Here is a 21,872-nt window from a genome sequence, read left to right as displayed (position 1 = left end):
TTTATGCTCTAAATTGAAATAAATAACGATTCCAAACCATTTGGCAAAATGTGCGTAATATTTTATGAAATTAATTTGAATAGCCAACGTTTTCAACAAATGCGGCAAAAGAAAAAACATCCATTTTATTCGAAATTACACCAGTTTTTCTTAAAGGCTCGGCAACCCGAACACTTCAGAAAGAGGGCTGTAATCTGTTTTAAACAGTAATGCAGCATATGTATGTTCTAAAACCTTGAACGTTATTCGATTTTAAATAAAAGCCCTTCACTTGAAACGAGCAATTTCGGAAGAAGGAAAAAAGACAAAGTATGTTGTATAAAAAATATTTGGAACAATATATGGTGGAGGAGATTATATGATGAACAAACAAAAGCTTGAATCTTTCTGTCTCAAACTTCCCGGTTCTGTTCATGATTACCAAATTGATTGGGAAGCAGACCGATATAAAGTGGGAGACAAAATATTTGCGATTATAGGATGTGATTCTGAAGGAAAGCCAATCATCACGTTAAAATGTGATCCGCATCATTCTGAACAATTAAGAGAAAATTACGATGGCGTCATCCCAGGGTACTATATGAACAAAAATCATTGGATCTCAATATATTTTAACACGAACATCCCGGAGGAAATTTTGGAAAACCTGATTTTTCGTTCCTACGAACTTGTTTTTCAAAAATTGCCGAAGAAAATACAAAAACAAATAAAACTGCAATAACTTCGGAAATAATGACATTGCTGTTTTGGGCGTCACTTATTAGATGTGAACTCCTCCTCAGTGAAAAGCCTCAAATCTTTTTAAATGGAGCTTAGAATTGGATTTGCATCCACGGATTTCGCTTATACACATGCTAGTCTTTCAATGCATAGAAACCATAGGCCTGCAGCAATAAATTTTTAAACATTGAAACGATAAAAAGCAGAGCAAGCTAAATCCTTACTCTGTCTAATAAACTGTATTAATTATTTTTTTAAATTACTAATTGTTCTAAAGCATGTTCATTGTATTTATTAAGATCTACAATATCAAACCCGATAAAATGTTCAAACTCTTTATCAGAAAAGCAAAAATTAAAAGCTCATAAATATTGACATATCAATATTTATGAGCATTATGTAATAAATTCATCCTATTCAAAATTAACATAAATGGCGTCCCAGGAGAGATTCGAACTCCCGACCGACGGCTTAGAAGGCCGCTGCTCTATCCAGCTGAGCTACTGGGACATTGGATAATTTTTTATTATTTTTTCGAAAGACAATGTTTATTATAATTTCATGCTAAAAGTATGTCAACTACTTTTTTAAAAAAATTTTTTGAGGGAGAAAAATTCTCCCTCAAGGAAGAGTGGTTAAGCAAATTGGAATTTAGTGGACAAGTTTGAAATTTTCTCTCCATGAAGATTGTAAAAATCTACAATTGCTTGGCCATTCATCAATTCTAGTATAGCATAAGTTTTTTCATTTCTCATCCTCGGAAGGAAAATACTTCCTGGATTAATAAACAATTTCCCGTCTACAAGCTCTGCTCCGGCTATATGCGAATGGCCGAAACAAACAATGTTCGCTTGCGCTTCCTCTGCACGATATTTTAATTTCATTAAAGTCGTTTTGACAGAATATAAATGGCCATGGGTGATAAAAAAGCGATAGGTTCCGATTGTTTCAATGATTTCATTCGGGAAGCTTCCAAGGAAATCGCAATTTCCTTTCACGATCAACATATCTTGAATTTGTTCCGCTCCATCATTCAGCTCTGAATCACCGCAATGGATGATTGCTTCTACTTCGTTTATATGCCTTTTCTTAATTTCCACAAGCTCATCCGTAAGACCGTGACTATCACTTATAATTAAAACTTTCACGATTAGCCTCTCCCCAATCGCCTATTAATTTTTCTAGTTTCTTCAAAGCTTTTGCACGATGGCTGATTTCGTTTTTTTCGAACTGCTCTAGTTGAGCCATCGTTTTTTCTTTGCCGTCCACAAGAAAAATAGGATCATATCCAAAGCCATTGTCACCGCGAGGTTCAGTTGTAATTTGTCCTTCACACACACCTTCCACCGTCATCGTTTCAAGGTCTGGAGCAGCAAACGCCAAAACACATATGAACCTTGCTTTTCGATTTTCAACGCCTTCCATTTTTTTTAAAACCTTTTGAATATTTTTTTGATCATCTTTTTCATTTCCTGCATATCGGGCCGAATAAACCCCCGGTTCGCCATTTAAAGCATCAATCGAAAGCCCGGAATCATCTGCAACAACGGGTTTATTAAGCAATTGGCTGATTGTCTCCGCTTTTAGAACAGCATTTTCATAAAAAGTTTGGCCGGTTTCTTCAACATCTGGCAAATTCGGATAATCCAACAGTGACTTGACCTGTATTCCTTTTTTTTCTAACATCGCGCGAAATTCTTCGATTTTCCCTTTGTTTTTGGTGGCGATCACCAATTCTTTCATGAGCATCCCTCTTCCCGCTGATCCCTGTTATTGATAATTTTTGCAGTCCATTCCCCTAATGCCGCTTTTTGTTTTTCGATTAGTTCCAAAATTCCTTTTTCAGCATATTCCAACAGTAAGTTCAGCTCTTCTTTTGAAAACGTGGATTCTTCCCCAGTTCCCTGCAATTCAACAAAATGGCGGCTTGATGTCATAACAACATTCATATCAACTTTTGCCGCTGAGTCCTCTTCATAATTCAAATCTAAAATGACTCCGTGTTCAGGAACGATCCCTACAGACGTAGCTGCTAAAAAATCTGTTACTGGATATGTATCTAGTACACCGTCATTGAATAATTTACCGAGAGCGAGATTTATTGCAACATAAGAACCTGTTATGGAAGCCGTTCTCGTTCCCCCGTCCGCTTGAATTACATCGCAATCAATCCATAATGTTCTTTCACCCAGTTTCTCCAAATCAACTACTGCACGCAAGCTTCTTCCAATCAGCCGTTGAATTTCCATTGTCCTTCCGGAGATTTTTCCTTTTGATGCCTCCCGGACCGTTCTTTGAGCCGTTGCACGCGGAAGCATGGAATATTCTGCGGTAATCCATCCTTTCCCTTCACCTCTCATAAAAGGAGGGACACGGTCTTCTACACTTGCGCTGCATATCACTTTTGTATCTCCAACCGTTATTAAAACAGACCCTTCTGGATGCTTCAAATAATCCGTTACTATTGTGACTTCTCTTAACTCATCTTGATTTCTGCCATCAAGGCGCATTGTTTTCCCTCCTACCAACTGCAATGTACGAAAACATGAAAGAAGAGGCAGCTATCATGCTCGCCTCTAAAGTCTCATTCTTATAGTATATCAAAAATAGATGTTTAAAAACTACCTGTGTTTACATTTTCAGGTCTTGACACTGGCTCTGACAAACTTTTTCCATCTTCATTCACAAGGTCTTGCTTGCCGTTCACTTTTAGTGCTACTTTTTCTATTCCTTCCTGCTCCGTCAATGTAAGCACAAGGGAGTTTATAACATGATTGGAAACGATCTTTTTCTCCTCATCATAGCTTCCATAAATCGCTTCGTTGAAGTTTAAAGTGACTTGACCGTCTTCATATTTTGGCTTTTCAATCAGCTTCACTTCAGACTGAAACTCGCTTAATAATCCGCTTGAACGGTCTGGACCTTCAACTAATGCGTTAACAGCAGCTACGACTTCGTCTTTTTCTTCATTGCTGATCCTCTTTGTCACGGGAACATAATATACGTTATCCCCTTCCTCCCCAATATAATACACGGTTAGAGGATGAGTATCCGTAATATCAACGGCATCGCTCGTATCAATATTGATGCCGTCTTTTCTAGTCGTTCCTTCGCCGATTGGGGTTCCGTTTACTGGCATTTCTTTCAGTTCATGGCCGTTCACCCAGAGCTTTACTTTATTAATATTTTTAAATTGGGTTAATGTCCATGTAATTGCCTGCAAAATTTTTTCTTCATCTTCCGGCTTGTAGTTAGTAAATTCATTTGAGAAATCTACAATAGCCGTTCCGTCTTTAATATCTACTCCTTTAACAACTGTATCTTCCGGCAATACCGCACGGAACCCGTTCGGGAGAATGTTTGAAACGGGCCCTCCAGCCACTAAATATTCAACGGCTTGTTTGGCTACTTCCTTCGTGTTAGGCAGCTCCAATGTTTGTGGAACGACCATTCCGTTTTTGTCAATTAAATACAGAACTCTTTTCACCGTTTCCTTTGAGGATTCCTCTTTGTCGGACGTTGATTTCGCTGAGTCTAATTGTTGATCAAGCTGATCCCCGTCCTCCAAATAGGTAATATCCTGCGGCGGATCTATTTCTTGTTTTGAACTCTTGCTTCCAAATGAAGAACACCCTGAAAGCAAAACAAAAGTAGCCAAAACTGCTGCTGTCACATTCACCCATCTGTTTTTTGGCATAACAATCCCTCCTAAGGCAGTTTGTACTACTATGTATACGAGCATTGAAAAAAAATAGACCAGCTCCAACCAAAAATTCAATGGACAAAAAAACAGCTTGCTCATTTAGAGCAAACTGTTTTCGTTAAAGTTATACTTTCTACATGATCAATGTGATGACCGAACCATTTTGAAGCAATCTTTTGAAACATTTGTTTCGACCCAGTAGTTAAAAATTTATGGTTTTTATTGCCATCCTCTTGGTTTAAACAATGATGAAAGGATAAAATAGCGCTCACTTCCCGGGCTGTTTCATCTCCCGAGGTGATTATTTTTACGTCTTTCCCGATATATTTTTGAATTAAAGGCCGTAATAGAGGATAATGTGTGCATCCTAAAATAAGCGTATCAATTCTCTTTCCTTTAAAAGGAAGTAAAGATTCTGCAACAATATATTCCGCCCGTTCACCTTCAAATTCGCCGCTTTCTACTACCGGCACAAACTCAGGGCAAGCGAGACTCTCCACAATGACGGAACTATTAATCGTTTTGAGCGCACGAACGTACGCGCCGCTCGATATAGTTCCTTTTGTTCCGATTACACCAATATGGCCTGAGCGTGTAGCATTTATGGCAGCTCTTGCCCCTGGTTGAATTACACCAATCACAGGGATATCAAGTTGTTCTTGAATTTCTTTTAATACAACTGCTGTTGCAGTATTACAAGCAATGACAAGCATTTTGATATGAAAGTTTGAAATTAAATAGTTGGTCAGCTCCCATGTAAATTGTCGAATTTCCGTTTTCGGCCTCGGGCCGTACGGACATCGGGCGGTATCACCCAAATAAATTAATTCTTCTTTTGGAAGCTGCCTCATCAACTCTTTAACAACAGTTAATCCACCAACACCTGAATCAATAACTCCAATTGGTCTATTCAAAAAATCGCCTCTATTCTTTCATTTCTTGTTGCAATTTTGCTAATAGCTTTTCCAATTGAACAATTTCTTGATCCGAGAAGTTTTTCAAAACTTCTCTTAAATATTCTTGCCGCTTCGCTAATGCAGCCTCGATAACGCGTTGTCCATTTTCAAGCAATTGAATCCTGACTAATCGACGATCCTTTTCGTCTTTCACCCTTTTAACAAGGTTGTTTTTTTCCATTCGATCAATTAAATCCGTGATCGTGCTGCATGCAAGATACATTTTATTTGAAAGTTCTCCAATTGTCATGTTTCCTGATTCATTCAATAACAGAAGCGCGTCAAATTGCGGAGGAGTAATCGAGTAGTTGCTTAAAATATCACGGCCCTTCTTTTTTAAGATCGCAGCTATGCAGCGGAGGGATTTTTCTATTTCTTCAACAGTATTGAAAACGTACGTCATAACGGGGAACCCTTTCTTTCAAGATTAACAGATAAGATCAAATCTATTTTCCATTTTTTTATGTAAAATTTCAAGCATAGCCGTATTTTCAAAATGTGGAAAGACGAATTTTTTCAAAAAGTCACAAGCCTTTTTAAGAAGCCAATGATTCATAGAAAAAGAGTAAAACAAACTCTGTCCTTATCAATCTAAAAAAGGCAGCCGACGGCGAAGTTCCACTAAGGCTGCCTCTACTGTTTAAAGCTTTAGTTCTCCCATACGAAGAAGTTCTAAGACTGCTTGTGAGCGCCCTTTCACACCTAATTTTTGCATAGCATTTGAAATATGGTTCCGCACCGTCTTTTCGCTTATGAAAAGTTCACTGGCTATTTCTCTTGTAGTCTTATCTTGCACTAATAACTCAAATACTTCTCTCTCTCTCTTTGTTAGCAGCGGCTTTGGCTGAAAATCCTTCTCATTCAAGTATTGTAACCCTCCTTGCAGATGAGAGCCAGTCGACAGGATGGATTTAAAAATTGTCACCATATAGTATGATCGCAAAAAGATGACCGTGACAAGATTCATAAAAGAAAGTTGCATTTTAGGCGAAAAGAAGCTTCTTTACGTTAAAGGGACTCGTTTGAAGGAGGAAATGTTCGAGAAAGATTCAACCGTTTCTAAAATTAGGAACACCTTGACATTGCAAGGTGTTCCTTTTTCACAATATACATCAGCTGTCAATATAGTCGCTTCCGAACATTTTACGAAATGCGTGAACAGTTGTTTCTCTATTTAATGCTGCAATCGATGTTGTAAGCGGAATTCCTTTTGGACAGGATTGAACGCAGTTTTGGGAATTTCCGCAGTTCGCAAGTCCGCCGTCGCCCATAATAGCTTCCAAGCGTTCTGATTTATGCATCGCGCCTGTCGGATGAGCGTTAAACAAACGAACTTGTGATAATGGCGCTGGACCGATGAAGTTCGATTTGCTGTTTACGTTTGGACAAGCTTCAAGGCATACGCCGCACGTCATACATTTTGAAAGCTCATATGCCCATTGGCGTTTTTTCTCAGGCATTCTTGGTCCTGGTCCTAAGTCATACGTACCGTCAATTGGTATCCATGCTTTTACTTTTTTCAAAGAGTCAAACATGCGGCTGCGGTCTACTTGAAGATCGCGAATAACCGGGAATGTGCGCATCGGCTCGAGACGAATAGGCTGTTCCAACTGATCAATAAGCGCTGTACATGATTGGCGTGGCTTCCCGTTAATGACCATTGAACAAGCACCGCATACTTCCTCTAAACAGTTCATATCCCATGTCACAGGCGTTGTTTTTTCGCCTTTGGCATTAACAGGATTACGGCGAATTTCCATTAAGGCCGAAATAACGTTCATATTCGGACGATATGGCACTTCAAATTCTTCTTGATATGGTTCCGTGTCTGGTCGATCCTGTCTAGTGATAATAAACCGCACTTTTTTTTCACTCATTGTTTACTCCCCCTTTTCTCCCAGCTTTTTTAATGTTTCTTCGTATAGTCACGCACACGAGGCTTAATGAGTGATACATCAACATCTTCGTAGTGGAATTTAGGAGCTTCCTTCAAGCCGGCAAACGTTGCCATAGTTGTTTTGAGCCACTCTTCATCATTTCGTTCCGGAAATTCTGGTTTATAGTGAGCACCTCGGCTTTCATTACGGTTATAAGCCCCAAGCGTAATAACCCGAGCCAACACAAGCATGTTTCTCAACTGGCGAGTAAAGCTTGCGCCTTGGTTGCTCCATTTCGCAGTATCGTTAATATTAATTCTTTCCCAACGTTCCATAAGCTCTTGAATTTTTTCATCTGTTTTTAGAAGTTTATCATTGTAGCGCACGACTGTAACATTATCCGTCATCCATTCACCAAGCTCTTTATGAAGAACGTAAGCATTTTCGTTTCCATCCATTTTCAGGATTTCGTCCCATTTGCTTTGTTCTTCTTTTACGCGTGCATCATATAATGTGGATGGTAAATCGTCAGCTGATTTTTCCAATCCATTCATATATTCAACAGCTTTTGGTCCTGCAACCATACCACCGTAAATTGCAGAAAGCAATGAGTTTGCTCCAAGCCGGTTCGCACCATGCTGAGAGTAATCGCATTCACCAGCTGCAAACAAACCAGGGATGTTTGTCATTTGATCGTAATCGATCCATAGACCTCCCATAGAATAATGGACGGCAGGGAAAATTTTCATCGGCACTTTTCTTGGATCTTCACCCATGAATTTTTCATAAATTTCGATAATACCGCCTAGTTTAATATCAAGCTCTTTTGGATCTTTATGAGAAAGATCAAGATATACCATGTTTTCGCCATTAATGCCTAATTTCAAGTCTACACATACATGGAATATTTCTCTCGTTGCAATATCACGAGGAACAAGGTTTCCATATGCCGGATATTTTTCTTCAAGGAAATACCATGGTTTTCCGTCTTTATATGTCCAAATTCTTCCGCCTTCGCCGCGTGCAGACTCGCTCATTAATCGAAGCTTGTCATCTCCAGGGATGGCTGTCGGATGAATTTGTATAAATTCCCCGTTTGCATAATAAGCTCCTTGCTGATAAACGATAGAAGCAGCCGATCCCGTATTAATCACAGAGTTTGTTGATTTACCAAAGATAATTCCAGGTCCTCCTGTCGCCATTATTACGGCATTCGAACGGAAAGCTTGAATCTCCATTGATTTTAAATCTTGAGCAACGATGCCGCGACAGCGTCCTTCATCATCTTGTATGATTCCCAAAAACTCCCAGCCTTCATATTTCGTCACAAGACCTGCTACTTCGTGACGTCGAACTTGCTCGTCCAATGCATATAAAAGCTGTTGTCCAGTTGTTGCTCCGGCAAACGCTGTCCGGTGATGCTGTGTTCCTCCAAAACGACGGAAATCCAACAATCCTTCTGGTGTACGGTTAAACATAACACCCATGCGATCTAAAAGGTTAATAATTCCCGGTGCTGCTTCACACATCGCTTTAACCGGTGGCTGGTTAGCCAAAAAGTCTCCGCCATAAATCGTATCATCAAAATGGATCCACGGAGAGTCTCCTTCTCCTTTCGTATTTACCGCCCCGTTGATCCCTCCTTGAGCACATACTGAATGGGAACGTTTTACAGGTACTAACGAGAATAAGTCAACAGACACCCCGGCTTCCGCAGCCTTTATAGTTGCCATTAAGCCAGCCAAGCCGCCGCCGACAACAATTAATTTTCCTTTACTCATTTTTTTGCCCACTCCCTTGAACGCAATTTAGTTAGATTAGACAAACGCAAAAATGGCACGAAGACCTACGATTGAAAGCAACACAAAAATACCTATTGTCACATAAGTTGAGACTAGCTGAGATTTTGGAGTAACCGTAATTCCCCAGCTGACTGCAAAAGACCATAGACCGTTGGAAAAATGGAAAATCGCTGAAAGAACGCCTACTATGTAAAACACTAAACTAACAGGATTGCTTAAAATGGATTCCATCATATCAAAATTAACTTCAGCCCCAAACATCGCGGCAATACGAGTTTCCCATACATGCCATGCAATAAAAACAAGGGTAATAATACCAGTTACACGTTGAAGCAGGAACATCCAATTGCGGAAATAGCCAAAGCGACCTACATTGTTTTTTGCTGTGAAAGCAATATAAATCCCATAAATGGCGTGGTATAACAGAGGAAGGAAAATAATGAAAATTTCCAGAAAATAGCGGAATGGTAAATTTTCCATAAAATGCGCTGCGTTGTTAAATGCTTCTTCGCCCCTTGTGGCGAAATGGTTGACAGTCAGGTGTTGAATTAAAAATACGCCAATCGGTACAACACCTAAAAGTGAATGTAGTCTGCGGTTTGCAAATTCTCTGTTACCAGACATATGCGTTTACCCCCTAATCTTAATAATTTGAAAGATTTCTTAAAAATCTCCTGCTCCCCCTGCTTGGCATGTAAAAATCCGCCGACAAAATATGACGAAATCTTAAAATAATAGGACAAATTCATTGTACTCCCATAAAGTAGTACCGTCAAGAAAACGTCTACAAAGTATTATTCAGTAAAATCATTTTTTCTGATCGGAAAATAGAATATTTCCCGTATCCGAAATTGATTTTATAAACTCTTTCATCTTATGTGAAAGCTGATATAATATAATTGTTCGCTAGAAAGAGGGGAAACGATTGAAAGAGCTGTCATATCACGATCAATTAAAAGAATTAGAAGAAATAACCTTACATCCTTTTAGCGTTTTGCTGCTTCGCGACTATTTACTTCCTGAACTTCTAGGAAAAGAGCATCATTCCATTTTGTATTGGGCAGGCAAACAGCTAGCTCGAAAAATTCAATTATCTACGTTAGAAGAACTTATATCTTTTTTTTCATCAGCCGGATGGGGCGATCTTCATATTATTCGCCAGAAAAAAAACGAAATGGAATTTGAATTAACAGGCCAATTGATCGAAAAAAGGATGAAGCTTTTCAAAGATTTATCCTTCCAACTAGAAGCAGGATTTATCGCGCAGCAAATCGAATGTATGAACGATGTCGTCACAGAAGCGTATGAACAGATAAACAAACGCTTAAACAAAGTTATTTTCATTGTAAAATGGGATGAAAAAGATAAAATTTAACAGAATGAAAGGGCAGTAGGAGGATTTAAAAGCTTCCTCCTATTTGTTTTATTACATCGCTATTCGCTGAAATATTGTAAAATGTTTTGTGCTGTTTTTTCAGGCATTCCTGCCTGTTTTAGCTCTTCAAGCGATGCCTTTTTAATATTTTCAACGGAACCGAACGATTTTAACAGTTGTTTTTTACGCTTAGGTCCTATGCCGGGGATTTCATCTAATACAGACTTAAACGTATTCTTTTGGCGGACTTGTCGATGAAACGTAATGGCAAAGCGGTGCACTTCATCTTGAATGCGCTGAAGCAAATAAAATTCTTGGCTGCTTCTTGACAATTGAACAGCAGCTTCCCGGTTGCCGAGAAGCAAATCGCTCGTTTTGTGCTTGTCATCTTTCACAAGCCCGGCAACAGGAACGTCAAGTCCCAGTTCGTTTTCTAATACATCCATAGCTGCTTGTACCTGTCCTTTTCCTCCATCAACAATAATAAGGTCCGGCAACGGCAGCTCCTCCTTCAGCACTCTAGTATATCGCCTGCGAATTACTTCCCTCATCGATTCATAATCATCAGGCCCGCTGACTGTTTTTATTTTAAACTTTCGATACTCTTTTCTCGCAGGTTTTCCATCTATGAAAACAACCATAGCCGAAACAGCGTCCGCGCCTTGAATATTGGAATTGTCAAAAGCTTCAATCCGATGTGGTGTAGGAATATTCAACTGCTTTCCTAAATTTTCAATTGCTTTGATCGTCCTTTCTTCATCTCGTTCAATGAGTGAAAACTTCTCTTTTAACGAAATTTTTGCATTTTGATAAGCTAGCTGTACGAGATCTTTCTTTTTTCCTTTCTTTGGTTTGCTGACCTGTACTTGTACTAAAGCTCGAACCATTTCCTCATTGACATCTTCCGGAATGACTATTTCTTTCGGAAGAAAATGGTCGTTCTTTGCGTAAAATTGACCAATAAATGTTAAAAATTCCTCCTCTGGCTCTTGGTACAGAGGGAAAATGGACACATCCCGTTCTATCAGTTTTCCTTGTCTGATAAAAAATACTTGGACGCACATCCATCCTTTATCGTAATAATAAGCAAATACATCGCGATCAATAAAATCATTGAGAACCATTTTTTGCTTTTCCATTGTTGCTTCGATATGCGCGATTTGGTCCCGATATTCTTTTGCCCTTTCAAATTCAAGATTTTCTGCACATTTCAGCATTTTTTCTGTTAATTCTTTTTTGATCTCCTTATATCCACCATTTAAAAAACGGATGATGCTTTCCACCATTTGTTTGTTCGTTTCTTCGGAAACTTCGTGAACACAAGGCGCAAGACACTGGCCCATATGATAATAGATGCAAACCCGGTCTGGAAGCGAATTGCATTTTCTCAAAGGATACATGCGGTCAAGCAGCTTTTTTGTCTCTCTCGCAGCTTGGACGTTTGCATACGGTCCAAAGTATTTCCCCTTATCTTTTTTTACTTTTCGTGTGACGATCAGCCGCGGATGGCGCTCGGAAGTAATTTTAATATACGGATAGCTTTTATCATCTTTTAGATTGACATTGTATTTCGGTTCATGTTTTTTAATTAAATTCATTTCTAATAGAAGCGCCTCAATATTCGAGGATGTTACGATATATTCAAAATCGGCAATTTCTTGAACGAGTCTTAACGTTTTTCCGTCATGTGATCCAGTAAAGTAGGAACGAACCCGGTTTTTCAATACTTTTGCCTTTCCAACATAAATGACGGTTCCGTTTTTGTCCTTCATTAAATAACAGCCAGGCTTATTCGGAAGAAGCGAAAGTTTTTCTTTTAAATGCTCATACATCGGTAAAACACTCCAACTTATTCTAATCTGTGCTGGATTTATTCAGCCGTTTTCATTTAAAAGCAAGAAGGCGCTCCAAAAGGTAACTTTCGTGAGCGCCTCTTTTTATATTTTATATTACAAATGTTTGTTAAGCAATTGCGCTAAAGCTTCTTTCGGCTGGTAACCGATCGCTTTATCCACTGCTTCACCATTTTTAAAGACGATTAACGTCGGAATGCTCATGACTCCGTATTGACCGGCAGTTTCTTGATTTTCATCCACGTTAAGCTTAACAATTTTTACTTTGTCACCAAGTTCTTGATCCAATTCTTCAAGGACTGGGGCAATCATTTTACATGGACCGCACCAAGGCGCCCAGAAATCTGCCAATACTACACCCTCGCTTGTTTCTTGGGAAAAATTCTGGTCAGTAACGTTTACAATTGCCATCTTAATTCCTCCTAATTCACTTTTTCTATGTGAAGTATACCATGTTCTTTCGCTTGAAGCGAATGTTTTGATCTGCAACTATTTTTTCATATTTTTTGTATTTTATGTACGTCGTGACCCGTCTCCACTTATACTAGGAGGAATGGATTTGTTCAAAAAAATACGAGTCCATTCAGGACACGTTAAGAGGAATGGATTTTTAATTTTTTAAATTCTTCCGTAAGCATTGGCACAACTTCAAATAAATCTCCGACAATACCGTAGTCTGCGACGTTGAAAATGTTCGCTTCCGGATCTTTATTGATTGCAACAATTACTTTAGAATTCGACATTCCCGCTAAATGCTGAATGGCTCCAGAAATTCCGCAGGCAATATATAAATCCGGTGTAACGACTTTTCCCGTTTGTCCGATTTGCAGCGAGTAGTCACAATAGTTTGCATCACAGGCACCGCGTGACGCCCCTACTGCTCCTCCGAGCACAGATGCCAATTCTTTTAACGGTTCAAACCCTTCTGCACTTTTTACCCCTCTCCCTCCGGCAACGATCACCTTTGCTTCAGATAAGTCAACGCCTTCCGCTGCATTTTGGACAACCTCACGCACGATCGTGCGCAGATCTTTTATTTCTACCGATATGGAAGCAACTTCTCCGCTCCTTGATTCATTTTTTTCGAGAGGTGGAATATTGTTCGGACGAACGGTCGCAAAAATAATCCCATCCGTAATGATTTTTTTCTCAAAAGCTTTTCCTGAATAGATCGGTCTTGTGAAAACAACGTTACCGCCCACTATTTCTACAGCGGTAGCATCAGAAATAAGACCTGCGTTTAATTTAGCCGCTATTTTTGGAGATAAATCTTTGCCTAATGCCGTATGTCCGAAAATAATAGCGTCAGGCTTTTCACTGTCAATGATCGCCATGACAGCTTGTGAATACCCGTCCGGACTATAATATTTCAATTTTTCATCTTCCACGATGACAACCCTATCCGCTCCATAATAAATCATGTCATTTGCAAGCGTTCTAACGTTCTCTCCAATTAATCCGGCGACCACCTCTCCGCCTTCGGATATTATCTTGCCGGCTGCAAGCGCTTCAAATGATACGTTCCTTAAAAATTGATCCCTTATTTCTCCCAATACGAACACTTTTCGAGCCATTTTTTCATCCCCCTGCTATATTCGTCTCCACTAAATAACTTTTGCTTCTGATCTCAATAAAGAAACAAGTTCCTTCACTTGATCCTGCAGTTCCCCTTGCAATATTTTTCCTGCTTCTTTTTTAGGCGGCAAATAAATTTCTAACGTTTTTGTTTTCGGCATGACATCTTCTTCTTCAAGATCTAAATCATCAAGCTCCAACTCTTCAAGGGGTTTTTTCTTTGCCTTCATAATTCCCGGCAAAGACGGGTATCTCGGTTCGTTTAAACCTTGTTGGGCAGTTACTAAAAGAGGGAGTGTTGTTTCAATGATTTCCGAATCCCCTTCAACATCTCTCACAATTTTCACGTTTTTTCCATCTATTTCAATATTTGTGATCGTTGTGACATACGGAATGTCAAGAAGCTCCGCCAAACGGGGGCCTACTTGGCCAGATCCTCCGTCAATGGCAACGTTTCCAGCTAATATAATGTCCGCTTCTTTATCCTTCAAAAATTCATATAGAATTTTTGCTGTTGTAAATTGATCTCCATCTTCCAAATCTTCCTCAATATTTATTAAGACAGCTTTATCGCATCCCATCGCAAGAGCCGTTCTCAGCTCTTTTTCGCTTTCTTCTGATCCTACTGTAACAACAGTTACTTCTCCGCCATGAGCCTCCTTAAGCTGCAGCGCTTCTTCAATGGCATATTCATCATAAGGGTTTATGATGAATTCTGCATCATCCTCGGAGATTGATCCGTTTTCAATTAAAATTTTTTCTTCTGTGTCAAAAGTTCTTTTCATAAGGACAAAAATATTCACCTTTCCCATCCCCTTTTTAAAAATTGATCATTCTCTTTTTATGAATGATTGCTTTTAAATCCGTTGATTAGCAGCTCAGGAATTTTTTCTGCAATTGCGAGGAGATCGTATTTTTGATCTTTCATTACCCACGTTGTCGCCGTTTCGTCCATCGTCCCAAAAATCATTTGTCTTGCCAGCCTTAAATCCAAATCTTGTCGAAACTCTCCCGTTTTTTTTCCGAATTCGATCACTTCGTCTATTACTTTCAAATATTCTTTAAAAATTTCATTTATGCGCCGGCGCAATTCTTTGTTTACTTGCCGCAATTCCAATTGAAGAACCACTGCCAAATTCCGATCATGAACTAGCATTTGAAAATGCTTTTCGATCAGCGCAAACAATTTTTCTGCAGCAGTCTGCTTTGCATCAATGCTTTTTTTCACTTCAGCGATATGATTCATCAATCTTTCTCGAAAAAGGGAGATTAAAATATCCTCCTTGTTTTTAAAATACAAATAAATCGTTCCATCTGCTACGCCCGCCTGTTTGGCAATTTTCGAAACCTGAGCGGAATGATAGCCGTTCTCCGCAATGACGACAATAGCTGCGTCAATGATTTGTTTATATTTTGCCTTTTTTTCTTTCAACGTGTATCTTCCCTTCAAAATGAATGAATGGTCATTCATTTATATGATATTTAGATTAAGCCTTTTTGTCAAGCATTGAGGGAAGTTTTTATTCTCGTTCAAAACCGATAGATGTCCGTTTTATATTTTTCTTTCTTCCTCTACTAGTTTTCTTCTTAAAATTTTTCCTACTGCTGTTTTCGGAAGCTCGTCGCGAAATTCGTATTTTTTCGGCACTTTGTACGGGGCAAGATGTTTTCGGGCGAATTGGTCAAGCTCTTGCTCCGTAAGCTGTGCTCCTCCCTTTGGTACAACATAAGCTTTCACGGTCTCGCCTCTGTAAGGATCCGGAACACCTGCAACGACAACCTCTTTAACCTTTTCATTAGCATACAACACTTCTTCTATCTCGCGGGGATAAATGTTGTACCCGCCAGCAATAATCATATCTTTTTTACGATCGACAATATAAAAGAATCCGTCTTCATCCATATAGCCGATATCTCCTGTAAAAAGCCATCCGTCTTTTAAAACCGCTTCCGTTTCCTCTCGGTTGTTCCAGTAGCCTTTCATCACCTGCGGTCCTTTTACAATAAGCTCGCCGAATTCGTTTACATCTGCAAATCCTTCTTTTTCAGCCGAATAAATGGCAGCATGCGTATTGGGCCAAGGGATGCCAATGCTTCCTTTTTTCTTGACATCTGAATAAAATAAGTTTGCATGCGTAACGGGAGAAGCTTCCGAGAGTCCATATCCTTCAACAAGCTTCCCGCCTGTTTCTTTTTCAAAGCGCTCCTGAATTTCTACCGGAAGAGGAGCCGAACCGCTGATACAATATTTAACCGAGGACAAGTCGTATTTTCGCAAATCTTTATGATTTAAAAGAGCAACATAAATCGTTGGCACTCCTGGAAAAAGCGTTGGCTTTTCTTTTTCAATCGCTTTCAAAATTTCGGTTGAATCAAATTTGGGGATTAAAATCATTTTAAAACCTTCCATGATCGATAAATTCATTACAGTCGTCATGCCATATACGTGAAAAAAAGGCAAAACTCCTAGTATGGACTCTTCTCCTTTCCTGCATTTATACATCCAGGCAGCACACATTTTCGTATTGGAAATTAAGTTTTCATGCGTCAACATCACCCCTTTAGGCGTCCCTGTCGTCCCTCCTGTATATTGCAAAAGGGCAATATCTTCTTTCGGATCAATATTTACTGTCAATTCTTTAGCAGGCGATGTTTTTAAGATCTCTGTCCATACATGAACACCATTTGCTGCGTTTACCTTTATTAAAAGATTTTGCTCCTTCTTTTGAATGAGCGGGTATAGAAGATTTTTTGGGAAAGGCAAATACTCTTGGATCTTTGTTATTATGATATGTTTGATATTTGTGAGAGATTTCAATTTCGAGGCTTTTGGATAGAAAAGATCTAATGTAATGAGATGTGTAGCACTGCTGTCATTCAACTGGTACTCCAGCTCTGATTCTGTATAAAGAGGGTTCAATTGAACGACTATTCCGCCTGCCTCCAGAACTGCATAATAAGCAATAACTGCCTGTGGACAGTTTGGAAGCATAATCGCTGCCCGATCCCCTTTTTCAAACCCTGTTTGCTCCAAATAATTAGCCAATTGAAGCATCTGTTCGTATAGTTTGCGGTACGTAATGTTCTTTCCAAGAAATGAAACGGCTGTATGATTCGGAAACTGATTAGCCGTATCTTGAAAATATTTGGAAAGCGGCTTATTCTCCCAAGAGATATTATGCGGAATTTCCGAGGGATAAAAATTGAGCCAAGGTTTTTGACATTCCATTTATCTCCTCTCCTTTGAAAAATAATGATGATTTTATTTCATTATATCAAAATAAAATTCAGAAATATAATTATTTTTAGAATTTTAAATAGGAAAAAGCGGAGACCTTTTCTTTTCTCCGCTTTTTCAAGCAAAAAACACCATATAAATAATACCGATCGCAATAAACAGACCGCACAAACCAAATAAAATTTTAGCCAGCGTTTCCATGTTCCCCTCTCCTAATTTGTAATTCCTGCTCCGATTACAAAGGACAAGCCTATGGATATGACCATTGAGATAAAACCAACTGCACGGTTATCCTTTTGAATTTCATCATCAATATTAAATTTAGGAGTCAGAAATTCAAAAATAAAATATCCGATTAAGAGCAAGGCAAATCCGTAAAAGCCCCAGCCAATCATTTCAAAAAGACCGTCATGCTGTTCAATTGAGAAGCGGAAAACGTTTGAAATCCCGAAAATTTTGCCGCCTGTTGCCATTGCAACAGCCACATTGCCTTTTTGGATTTCTTCCCAGTTTTTATATTTCGTCACCAATTCAAAAATGACTAAAAATAAAACCCCGCACAATATGACAACACTATAATTAGCAGCAGTTTGAACATATACGTTCTCCCAAAACAGATTCATGTTTACTCTCCTTAAAGAAAAGTTTATTTGAACTCCACAATCGTAACACCTGTTCCGCCTTCATTTGCTTCACCGAAACGGACGTTTTTAACAGCGCGGTGGTTTTGCAAAAATTCCCGCACCCCTTTTCTTAAAGCGCCCGTCCCTTTGCCATGAATAATGTGCGCCCGCGGATATCCTGCGAGAAGACAATCGTCAATATATTTTTCAAGACGGATGAGCGCATCTTCATATCGCTCTCCCCGCAAATCAAGTTCTAATGAAACATGAAAATCCTTCCCTTTTACTGTTGCGAGCGTTTTTTCTCCCTCTTGTTTCGGGCTGCCAATATATTCAAGATCTTCTTCTTTTACTTTCATTTTCAATATTCCAATTTGTACAAGCCATTCACTTTCATTTGCTTTTTCAAGCAGATGTCCTTTTTGATTTAAGTTGATCACTTTTACCTCATCGCCGGGGCGCAGCTGCTTTTTGCTTTTTTGTTTTTCAGATTTTTGTTCAGTATTTATAAATTCAGGCGCTGCATATTCAAGCCGCTTTTTTGCTTCTATTAATTCATGCTCTTTAATAGCTGAACTGTGCTCTTTTTGCATGTTTTTCAATTTTTGAATAATCTGATCTGCTTCTTTTTGCGCTTCTTCCAGCCTTTTTTTCACCATTTCCTCAGCTTCTTGATATAGGCGGTCTTTCTGCTTATTAAATTCAATGATTTGTTCTTGTAGTTCTTTATGAAGTTTTTCTGCTTCTTTCAGCGTTTTTTCAGCTTCCATCCAATCCTCTTCAGCACGTTTTTTGCTTTCCTCAAGGGAGGCAATCATTGCATCCGTTTTGGATCTGTCAGCGCTCATGAACGATTTGGCGCGCTCAATAATTTCTTTGCTCAATCCAAGCCTTTTTGATATTTCAAACGCATTGCTTCGGCCAGGTACACCGATCAACAATTTATACGTCGGCGATAATGTGTCGACATCAAACTCAACGCTTGCATTGATCACGCCCTTACGGTTAAATCCGTATGCTTTCAATTCGGGATAGTGGGTGGTTGCAACAACTTGCGCTCCTCTGTTTAAAGCTTCATCCAAAATTGCAATGGCTAGAGCAGCACCTTCTCCAGGATCTGTACCTGCCCCAAGTTCATCAAATAGTACGAGTGAGCGATCATTAAGTTCCTGTAAAATTTTGACGATGTTCACCATATGAGAAGAAAATGTACTCAAATTTTGTTCAATTGACTGTTCATCCCCAATATCTGCGTAAACTGCCTCAAATACCGGCATTGTAGATCCTTCTTCAGCAGGGATTTGCAGACCTGATTGCGCCATTAGTGCGAGCAGTCCAATTGTCTTCAGCGTCACCGTCTTACCGCCGGTGTTTGGACCGGTAATGACAATCGATTGAAAATCTTCCCCAAGTTCAATTGTATTTGGCACAACGGTTTCAGGGTCAATAAGAGGATGGCGGGCTTTATATAGCTTCATAATGCCACGATCATTTATATTTGGCTTTGTAGCCTTTAATTTTTTAGCATACAATGCCTTGGCAAACATAAAATCGATTTCACCCATTACAGTGATATTATGAATGATTCCCTTGCTTATGTCAGCAACCATTTTCGACAATTCCGTTAAGATCCGTTCAATTTCGCGCCTTTCCTTAATCCGCGCTTCATTTAAAGAGTTGTTCGCTTCTACGATAGCCTGCGGCTCAATAAACAGAGTTGCTCCTGAGGAAGATTGATCATGGACGATTCCTCCGTAAACTCCTCTATATTCTTGTTTGACAGGAATGCAATAGCGGTCATTTCGAATCGTAATAATGGCATCCGAAAGATTTTTTTGTGCAGATGGGGAGCGAATGATCGATTCCAGCTTTTCGCGAATACGAGCCTCCAGTGTACGGATTTGACCTCTTATCGCTTTTAATTTATCGCTCGCATCATCAACAATTTCCCCGTCATCGCGTATGCAACGTTGAATTTCTTTTTCTTCTTTTAAATAAATTCCGATTTCGCTGACCAATTGTTCTAAATGAGGAAGTGAAACCTCCTCTTCTTGAGTCAACTTTTCAATAAATTGCTTCATTTGTCTTGAAGCATATAACACGGCAGAAACAGCCACAAGCTCTTGCGGACCTAAAGTTCCGCCTATTTGCGCACGCTTTACACTCGGCCGTATGTCGCTTAATCCTCCGAAAGGGGCAGAGCCTTTCAATCGGAGCACTGTTAGTGCTTCATCTGTCTGCTCCTGCCTCTTCAGTACTTCGTTGATGTCTCCTGATGGCATAAGCTTTAACGCTTTCTCTTTTCCTAAAGAAGAAGAAGCATGCTCTTTCAGCTGTTCTCTTATTTTATTAAATTCCAAAACATGTAACACTCGTTCCTGCAACTTCTCAAAACCTCCTGACAGTTGAATGGTCAGTCTTTCCTTTTTAAAAATTGCTTTAATTGTTCAACATCCCACGTATTCACAACGTCATCCGGCTGAATGAAAGCTTTTCGCGCATACGCAACCCCTATCTCCATATGTTCTAGCATGTTTATGCTGTGGGCATCTGTATTAATCACAACCTTTACACCGTATTCCTTCGCTTTTTTCAAATGTTCTACACATAAGTCAAGCCTGTTCGGATTTGCGTTCAATTCTAAAATAGTATCTGTTTCCTTTGCAAGTTCTAAAAGCATTTCTATATCAACATCGTATCCTTCTCTTCGCCCAATTAACCTTCCAGTCGGATGAGCGATAATATCAACATGGTAATTATATAGGGCTGCTTTCAGCCTTTTCATAATTACACTCTGCGGCTGGGAAAAGTTCGAATGGATCGATGCAATAACTATATCTAGCTCTTTTAGACAATCGTCGTCATAATCAAGTGTACCGTCCGGCAAAATATCCATCTCGATTCCTCTGAAAATCGTAAAATCAGAATATTGTTCATTCAACATGTCAATTTCTTCTTTTTGTTCTTTCAGCTGCTCAGGAGTCAAGCCGTTGGCTACTTTTAAAAATTGCGAGTGATCTGTAATCGCGATGTACTTGTAGCCTTTTCTTTTAGCAGCCTCAGCCATTTCCTTGATTGAATGAGCGCCGTCGCTCCATGTTGAATGCATATGGAGATCTCCCTTTATTTCCTCGAGCGAAATAAGATTTCCTTTGTATTTTTCCACTTCCTCCCCATCTTCCCGAACCTCTGGCGGAATGTAGGGAAGCTGAAAGTGTGCATACAGCTCTTTTTCTGACTCAAATGTGAGCACTTCTCCGGATTCTATTATTTCTACGCCGTATTCGCTTATTTTTTCTCCTCTTTCCTTCGCTAGCTGGCGCATTTTTACATTATGCTCTTTTGAGCCTGTAAAATGGTGCAAAGCCGAAATGAATTCCTTTGGGTGCACGATGCGAAAATCGACCTGAACCTTGACATCAAACTTGAGTTCAATCGATATTTTCGTATCGCCTTTCGCAATGATTTCAGTTATATTCGGCATTGTTAAAATGTAATCTCGCACAGCTTCTTTATTTTCCGCCGCAATAATAAAGTCAAGGTCTTTTATCGTTTCTTTCATTCTTCTTAAGCTTCCTGCGCGAGAAAAGCGAACTATTCCGTTTCCTTGTCCTTTTTCTAAAAATTTCTCTATTTTTTCTGCAATCGGCAGCATATAAGCAAGAGGCAGTCGGCCCGGTTTTTTATTCATTTCATCGATCGCAGCCAATATTTTTTCTTCCGTTACTTTTCCAAAACCTTGTAAACTTTGCACTTTATGTTCTTCACAGGCTTTTTTTAAAGAATCGATGTCCACAACACCTAAATCCTTGTACAATTTTGCAATCTTCTTTCCGCCCAGCCCTGGCAATTGAAGAAGAGGGATTAACCCTTCAGGAACTTCCTTTTGCAAGGTTTGCAGCGTTTTTGACTCGCCGGTTTTTATGAATTCTTCGATGACTGCACTCGTTCCTTTCCCAATCCCACTGATTAAAGTAAAATCGTGGATGTCTGATAGGCTTCTCGCATCCCTTTCAAGGGCATTGGCAGCTTTATAAAACGCGGAGATTTTAAAAGGGTTTTCGCCTTTTAACTCCATATATACCGCAATTTTCTTTAACAGGCTGACAACATCCTTTTTGTGAACCGTCATGTTTTACGTCACCTCTTG

Annotated in this window: 21 protein-coding genes and 1 tRNA gene; 2 read left to right on the top strand and 20 right to left on the bottom strand. The window is 39.3% G+C overall.

Annotated elements, in window-relative coordinates:
• The first annotated feature begins 361 nt into the window (after nucleotides 1–361).
• Nucleotides 362–721, top strand: a complete 360-nt coding sequence (locus FB379_RS07380; RefSeq protein ID WP_066249800.1) for an MmcQ/YjbR family DNA-binding protein — start codon at nucleotides 362–364, stop codon at nucleotides 719–721.
• A 432-nt stretch (nucleotides 722–1,153) separates the two neighbouring features.
• Here FB379_RS07380 and FB379_RS07375 read toward each other — a convergent pair.
• The 11 genes from FB379_RS07375 to FB379_RS07325 form a co-directional block, all read right to left on the bottom strand.
• Nucleotides 1,154–1,230 (bottom strand) — tRNA-Arg (locus FB379_RS07375).
• Between the two features lie 125 nt (nucleotides 1,231–1,355).
• Nucleotides 1,356–1,868: a metallophosphoesterase family protein gene (locus FB379_RS07370; RefSeq protein WP_144597669.1), complete on the bottom strand. Its 513-nt coding sequence runs from the start codon at nucleotides 1,866–1,868 to the stop codon at nucleotides 1,356–1,358.
• On the bottom strand, nucleotides 1,846–2,463 hold the full coding sequence (locus tag FB379_RS07365) for an XTP/dITP diphosphatase (protein ID WP_066252188.1): 618 nt from the start codon (nucleotides 2,461–2,463) through the stop codon (nucleotides 1,846–1,848). Before FB379_RS07365 ends, FB379_RS07370 begins: the two co-directional genes overlap by 23 nt.
• The gene (gene rph, locus FB379_RS07360) at nucleotides 2,460–3,230 is read right to left on the bottom strand and encodes a ribonuclease PH (RefSeq protein ID WP_063387450.1); all 771 of its coding nucleotides are present in this window, start codon (nucleotides 3,228–3,230) and stop codon (nucleotides 2,460–2,462) included. The genes FB379_RS07365 and rph overlap by 4 nt, the downstream gene beginning before the upstream one ends.
• Before the next feature lie 104 nt (nucleotides 3,231–3,334).
• Nucleotides 3,335–4,417, bottom strand: coding sequence for a GerMN domain-containing protein (locus tag FB379_RS07355; RefSeq protein WP_144597666.1), 1,083 nt, complete (start codon nucleotides 4,415–4,417; stop codon nucleotides 3,335–3,337).
• Between the two features lie 101 nt (nucleotides 4,418–4,518).
• Nucleotides 4,519–5,337, bottom strand: a complete 819-nt coding sequence (racE, locus tag FB379_RS07350) for a glutamate racemase (RefSeq protein ID WP_144597664.1) — start codon at nucleotides 5,335–5,337, stop codon at nucleotides 4,519–4,521.
• 10 nt (nucleotides 5,338–5,347) lie between these two features.
• Nucleotides 5,348–5,782: a MarR family winged helix-turn-helix transcriptional regulator gene (locus tag FB379_RS07345; protein ID WP_063387447.1), complete on the bottom strand. Its 435-nt coding sequence runs from the start codon at nucleotides 5,780–5,782 to the stop codon at nucleotides 5,348–5,350.
• 237 nt (nucleotides 5,783–6,019) lie between these two features.
• A complete protein-coding gene (locus FB379_RS07340; RefSeq protein ID WP_144597662.1) occupies nucleotides 6,020–6,244 on the bottom strand; it encodes a helix-turn-helix domain-containing protein in 225 nt (74 codons plus the stop codon).
• A gap of 247 nt (nucleotides 6,245–6,491) precedes the next feature.
• Nucleotides 6,492–7,256, bottom strand: coding sequence for a succinate dehydrogenase iron-sulfur subunit (gene sdhB, locus FB379_RS07335; protein ID WP_063387445.1), 765 nt, complete (start codon nucleotides 7,254–7,256; stop codon nucleotides 6,492–6,494).
• A gap of 29 nt (nucleotides 7,257–7,285) precedes the next feature.
• Nucleotides 7,286–9,037 (bottom strand): succinate dehydrogenase flavoprotein subunit, encoded by a 1,752-nt coding sequence (gene sdhA, locus FB379_RS07330; RefSeq protein ID WP_066247775.1) that lies wholly within the window; start codon nucleotides 9,035–9,037, stop codon nucleotides 7,286–7,288.
• A gap of 36 nt (nucleotides 9,038–9,073) precedes the next feature.
• Nucleotides 9,074–9,682: a succinate dehydrogenase cytochrome b558 subunit gene (locus FB379_RS07325; protein ID WP_063387443.1), complete on the bottom strand. Its 609-nt coding sequence runs from the start codon at nucleotides 9,680–9,682 to the stop codon at nucleotides 9,074–9,076.
• 301 nt (nucleotides 9,683–9,983) lie between these two features.
• Between FB379_RS07325 and FB379_RS07320 the strand changes: the two genes are divergently transcribed.
• Nucleotides 9,984–10,433, top strand: coding sequence for a YslB family protein (locus FB379_RS07320; protein WP_242009312.1), 450 nt, complete (start codon nucleotides 9,984–9,986; stop codon nucleotides 10,431–10,433).
• Nucleotides 10,434–10,492: 59 nt separating this feature from the next.
• On the opposite strand, the gene uvrC is transcribed toward FB379_RS07320, so the two are convergent.
• The 9 genes from uvrC to polX all read right to left on the bottom strand — a co-directional run bounded on the left by uvrC (nucleotide 10,493) and on the right by polX (nucleotide 21,854).
• On the bottom strand, nucleotides 10,493–12,265 hold the full coding sequence (gene uvrC, locus FB379_RS07315) for an excinuclease ABC subunit UvrC (RefSeq protein ID WP_094246311.1): 1,773 nt from the start codon (nucleotides 12,263–12,265) through the stop codon (nucleotides 10,493–10,495).
• 117 nt (nucleotides 12,266–12,382) lie between these two features.
• Nucleotides 12,383–12,697: a thioredoxin gene (gene trxA / locus FB379_RS07310; RefSeq protein WP_063387440.1), complete on the bottom strand. Its 315-nt coding sequence runs from the start codon at nucleotides 12,695–12,697 to the stop codon at nucleotides 12,383–12,385.
• A gap of 182 nt (nucleotides 12,698–12,879) precedes the next feature.
• Nucleotides 12,880–13,860 carry an electron transfer flavoprotein subunit alpha/FixB family protein gene (locus FB379_RS07305; RefSeq protein ID WP_063387439.1) on the bottom strand — a complete coding sequence of 327 codons (981 nt, stop codon included), beginning with the start codon at nucleotides 13,858–13,860 and terminating at the stop codon, nucleotides 12,880–12,882.
• Between the two features lie 30 nt (nucleotides 13,861–13,890).
• Complete coding sequence (locus FB379_RS07300) at nucleotides 13,891–14,664, bottom strand: electron transfer flavoprotein subunit beta/FixA family protein (protein ID WP_063387438.1); 774 nt, start codon at nucleotides 14,662–14,664, stop codon at nucleotides 13,891–13,893.
• A gap of 38 nt (nucleotides 14,665–14,702) precedes the next feature.
• Nucleotides 14,703–15,293: a TetR/AcrR family transcriptional regulator gene (locus tag FB379_RS07295; protein ID WP_063387437.1), complete on the bottom strand. Its 591-nt coding sequence runs from the start codon at nucleotides 15,291–15,293 to the stop codon at nucleotides 14,703–14,705.
• 120 nt (nucleotides 15,294–15,413) lie between these two features.
• Nucleotides 15,414–17,090, bottom strand: coding sequence for a long-chain-fatty-acid--CoA ligase (locus FB379_RS07290; protein WP_144597660.1), 1,677 nt, complete (start codon nucleotides 17,088–17,090; stop codon nucleotides 15,414–15,416).
• A 221-nt stretch (nucleotides 17,091–17,311) separates the two neighbouring features.
• Complete coding sequence (locus tag FB379_RS07285) at nucleotides 17,312–17,722, bottom strand: DUF350 domain-containing protein (protein ID WP_063387435.1); 411 nt, start codon at nucleotides 17,720–17,722, stop codon at nucleotides 17,312–17,314.
• A gap of 23 nt (nucleotides 17,723–17,745) precedes the next feature.
• Nucleotides 17,746–20,106, bottom strand: a complete 2,361-nt coding sequence (locus FB379_RS07280) for an endonuclease MutS2 (protein WP_066247785.1) — start codon at nucleotides 20,104–20,106, stop codon at nucleotides 17,746–17,748.
• Nucleotides 20,107–20,135: 29 nt separating this feature from the next.
• Nucleotides 20,136–21,854 (bottom strand): DNA polymerase/3'-5' exonuclease PolX, encoded by a 1,719-nt coding sequence (polX, locus tag FB379_RS07275; protein WP_144597658.1) that lies wholly within the window; start codon nucleotides 21,852–21,854, stop codon nucleotides 20,136–20,138.
• Between the last annotated feature and the right edge of the window lie 18 nt (nucleotides 21,855–21,872).

This window comes from Aeribacillus composti (assembly GCF_007827555.1).
GTDB classification, from domain to species: domain Bacteria; phylum Bacillota; class Bacilli; order Bacillales; family Aeribacillaceae; genus Aeribacillus; species Aeribacillus composti.
This window is presented reverse-complemented; position numbering and strand designations above follow the sequence as displayed.

Coding starts and splice junctions, on each gene's coding strand:
- FB379_RS07380 (WP_066249800.1), top strand. CDS start 362: ATGAACAAACAAAAGCTTGAATCTTTCTGTCTCAAACTTCCCGGTTCT.
- FB379_RS07365 (WP_066252188.1), bottom strand. CDS start 2,463: ATGAAAGAATTGGTGATCGCCACCAAAAACAAAGGGAAAATCGAAGAA.
- rph (WP_063387450.1), bottom strand. CDS start 3,230: ATGCGCCTTGATGGCAGAAATCAAGATGAGTTAAGAGAAGTCACAATA.
- FB379_RS07355 (WP_144597666.1), bottom strand. CDS start 4,417: ATGCCAAAAAACAGATGGGTGAATGTGACAGCAGCAGTTTTGGCTACT.
- FB379_RS07345 (WP_063387447.1), bottom strand. CDS start 5,782: ATGACGTACGTTTTCAATACTGTTGAAGAAATAGAAAAATCCCTCCGC.
- sdhB (WP_063387445.1), bottom strand. CDS start 7,256: ATGAGTGAAAAAAAAGTGCGGTTTATTATCACTAGACAGGATCGACCA.
- sdhA (WP_066247775.1), bottom strand. CDS start 9,037: ATGAGTAAAGGAAAATTAATTGTTGTCGGCGGCGGCTTGGCTGGCTTA.
- FB379_RS07325 (WP_063387443.1), bottom strand. CDS start 9,682: ATGTCTGGTAACAGAGAATTTGCAAACCGCAGACTACATTCACTTTTA.
- uvrC (WP_094246311.1), bottom strand. CDS start 12,265: ATGTATGAGCATTTAAAAGAAAAACTTTCGCTTCTTCCGAATAAGCCT.
- trxA (WP_063387440.1), bottom strand. CDS start 12,697: ATGGCAATTGTAAACGTTACTGACCAGAATTTTTCCCAAGAAACAAGC.
- FB379_RS07305 (WP_063387439.1), bottom strand. CDS start 13,860: ATGGCTCGAAAAGTGTTCGTATTGGGAGAAATAAGGGATCAATTTTTA.
- FB379_RS07290 (WP_144597660.1), bottom strand. CDS start 17,090: ATGGAATGTCAAAAACCTTGGCTCAATTTTTATCCCTCGGAAATTCCG.
- FB379_RS07285 (WP_063387435.1), bottom strand. CDS start 17,722: ATGAATCTGTTTTGGGAGAACGTATATGTTCAAACTGCTGCTAATTAT.
- polX (WP_144597658.1), bottom strand. CDS start 21,854: ATGACGGTTCACAAAAAGGATGTTGTCAGCCTGTTAAAGAAAATTGCG.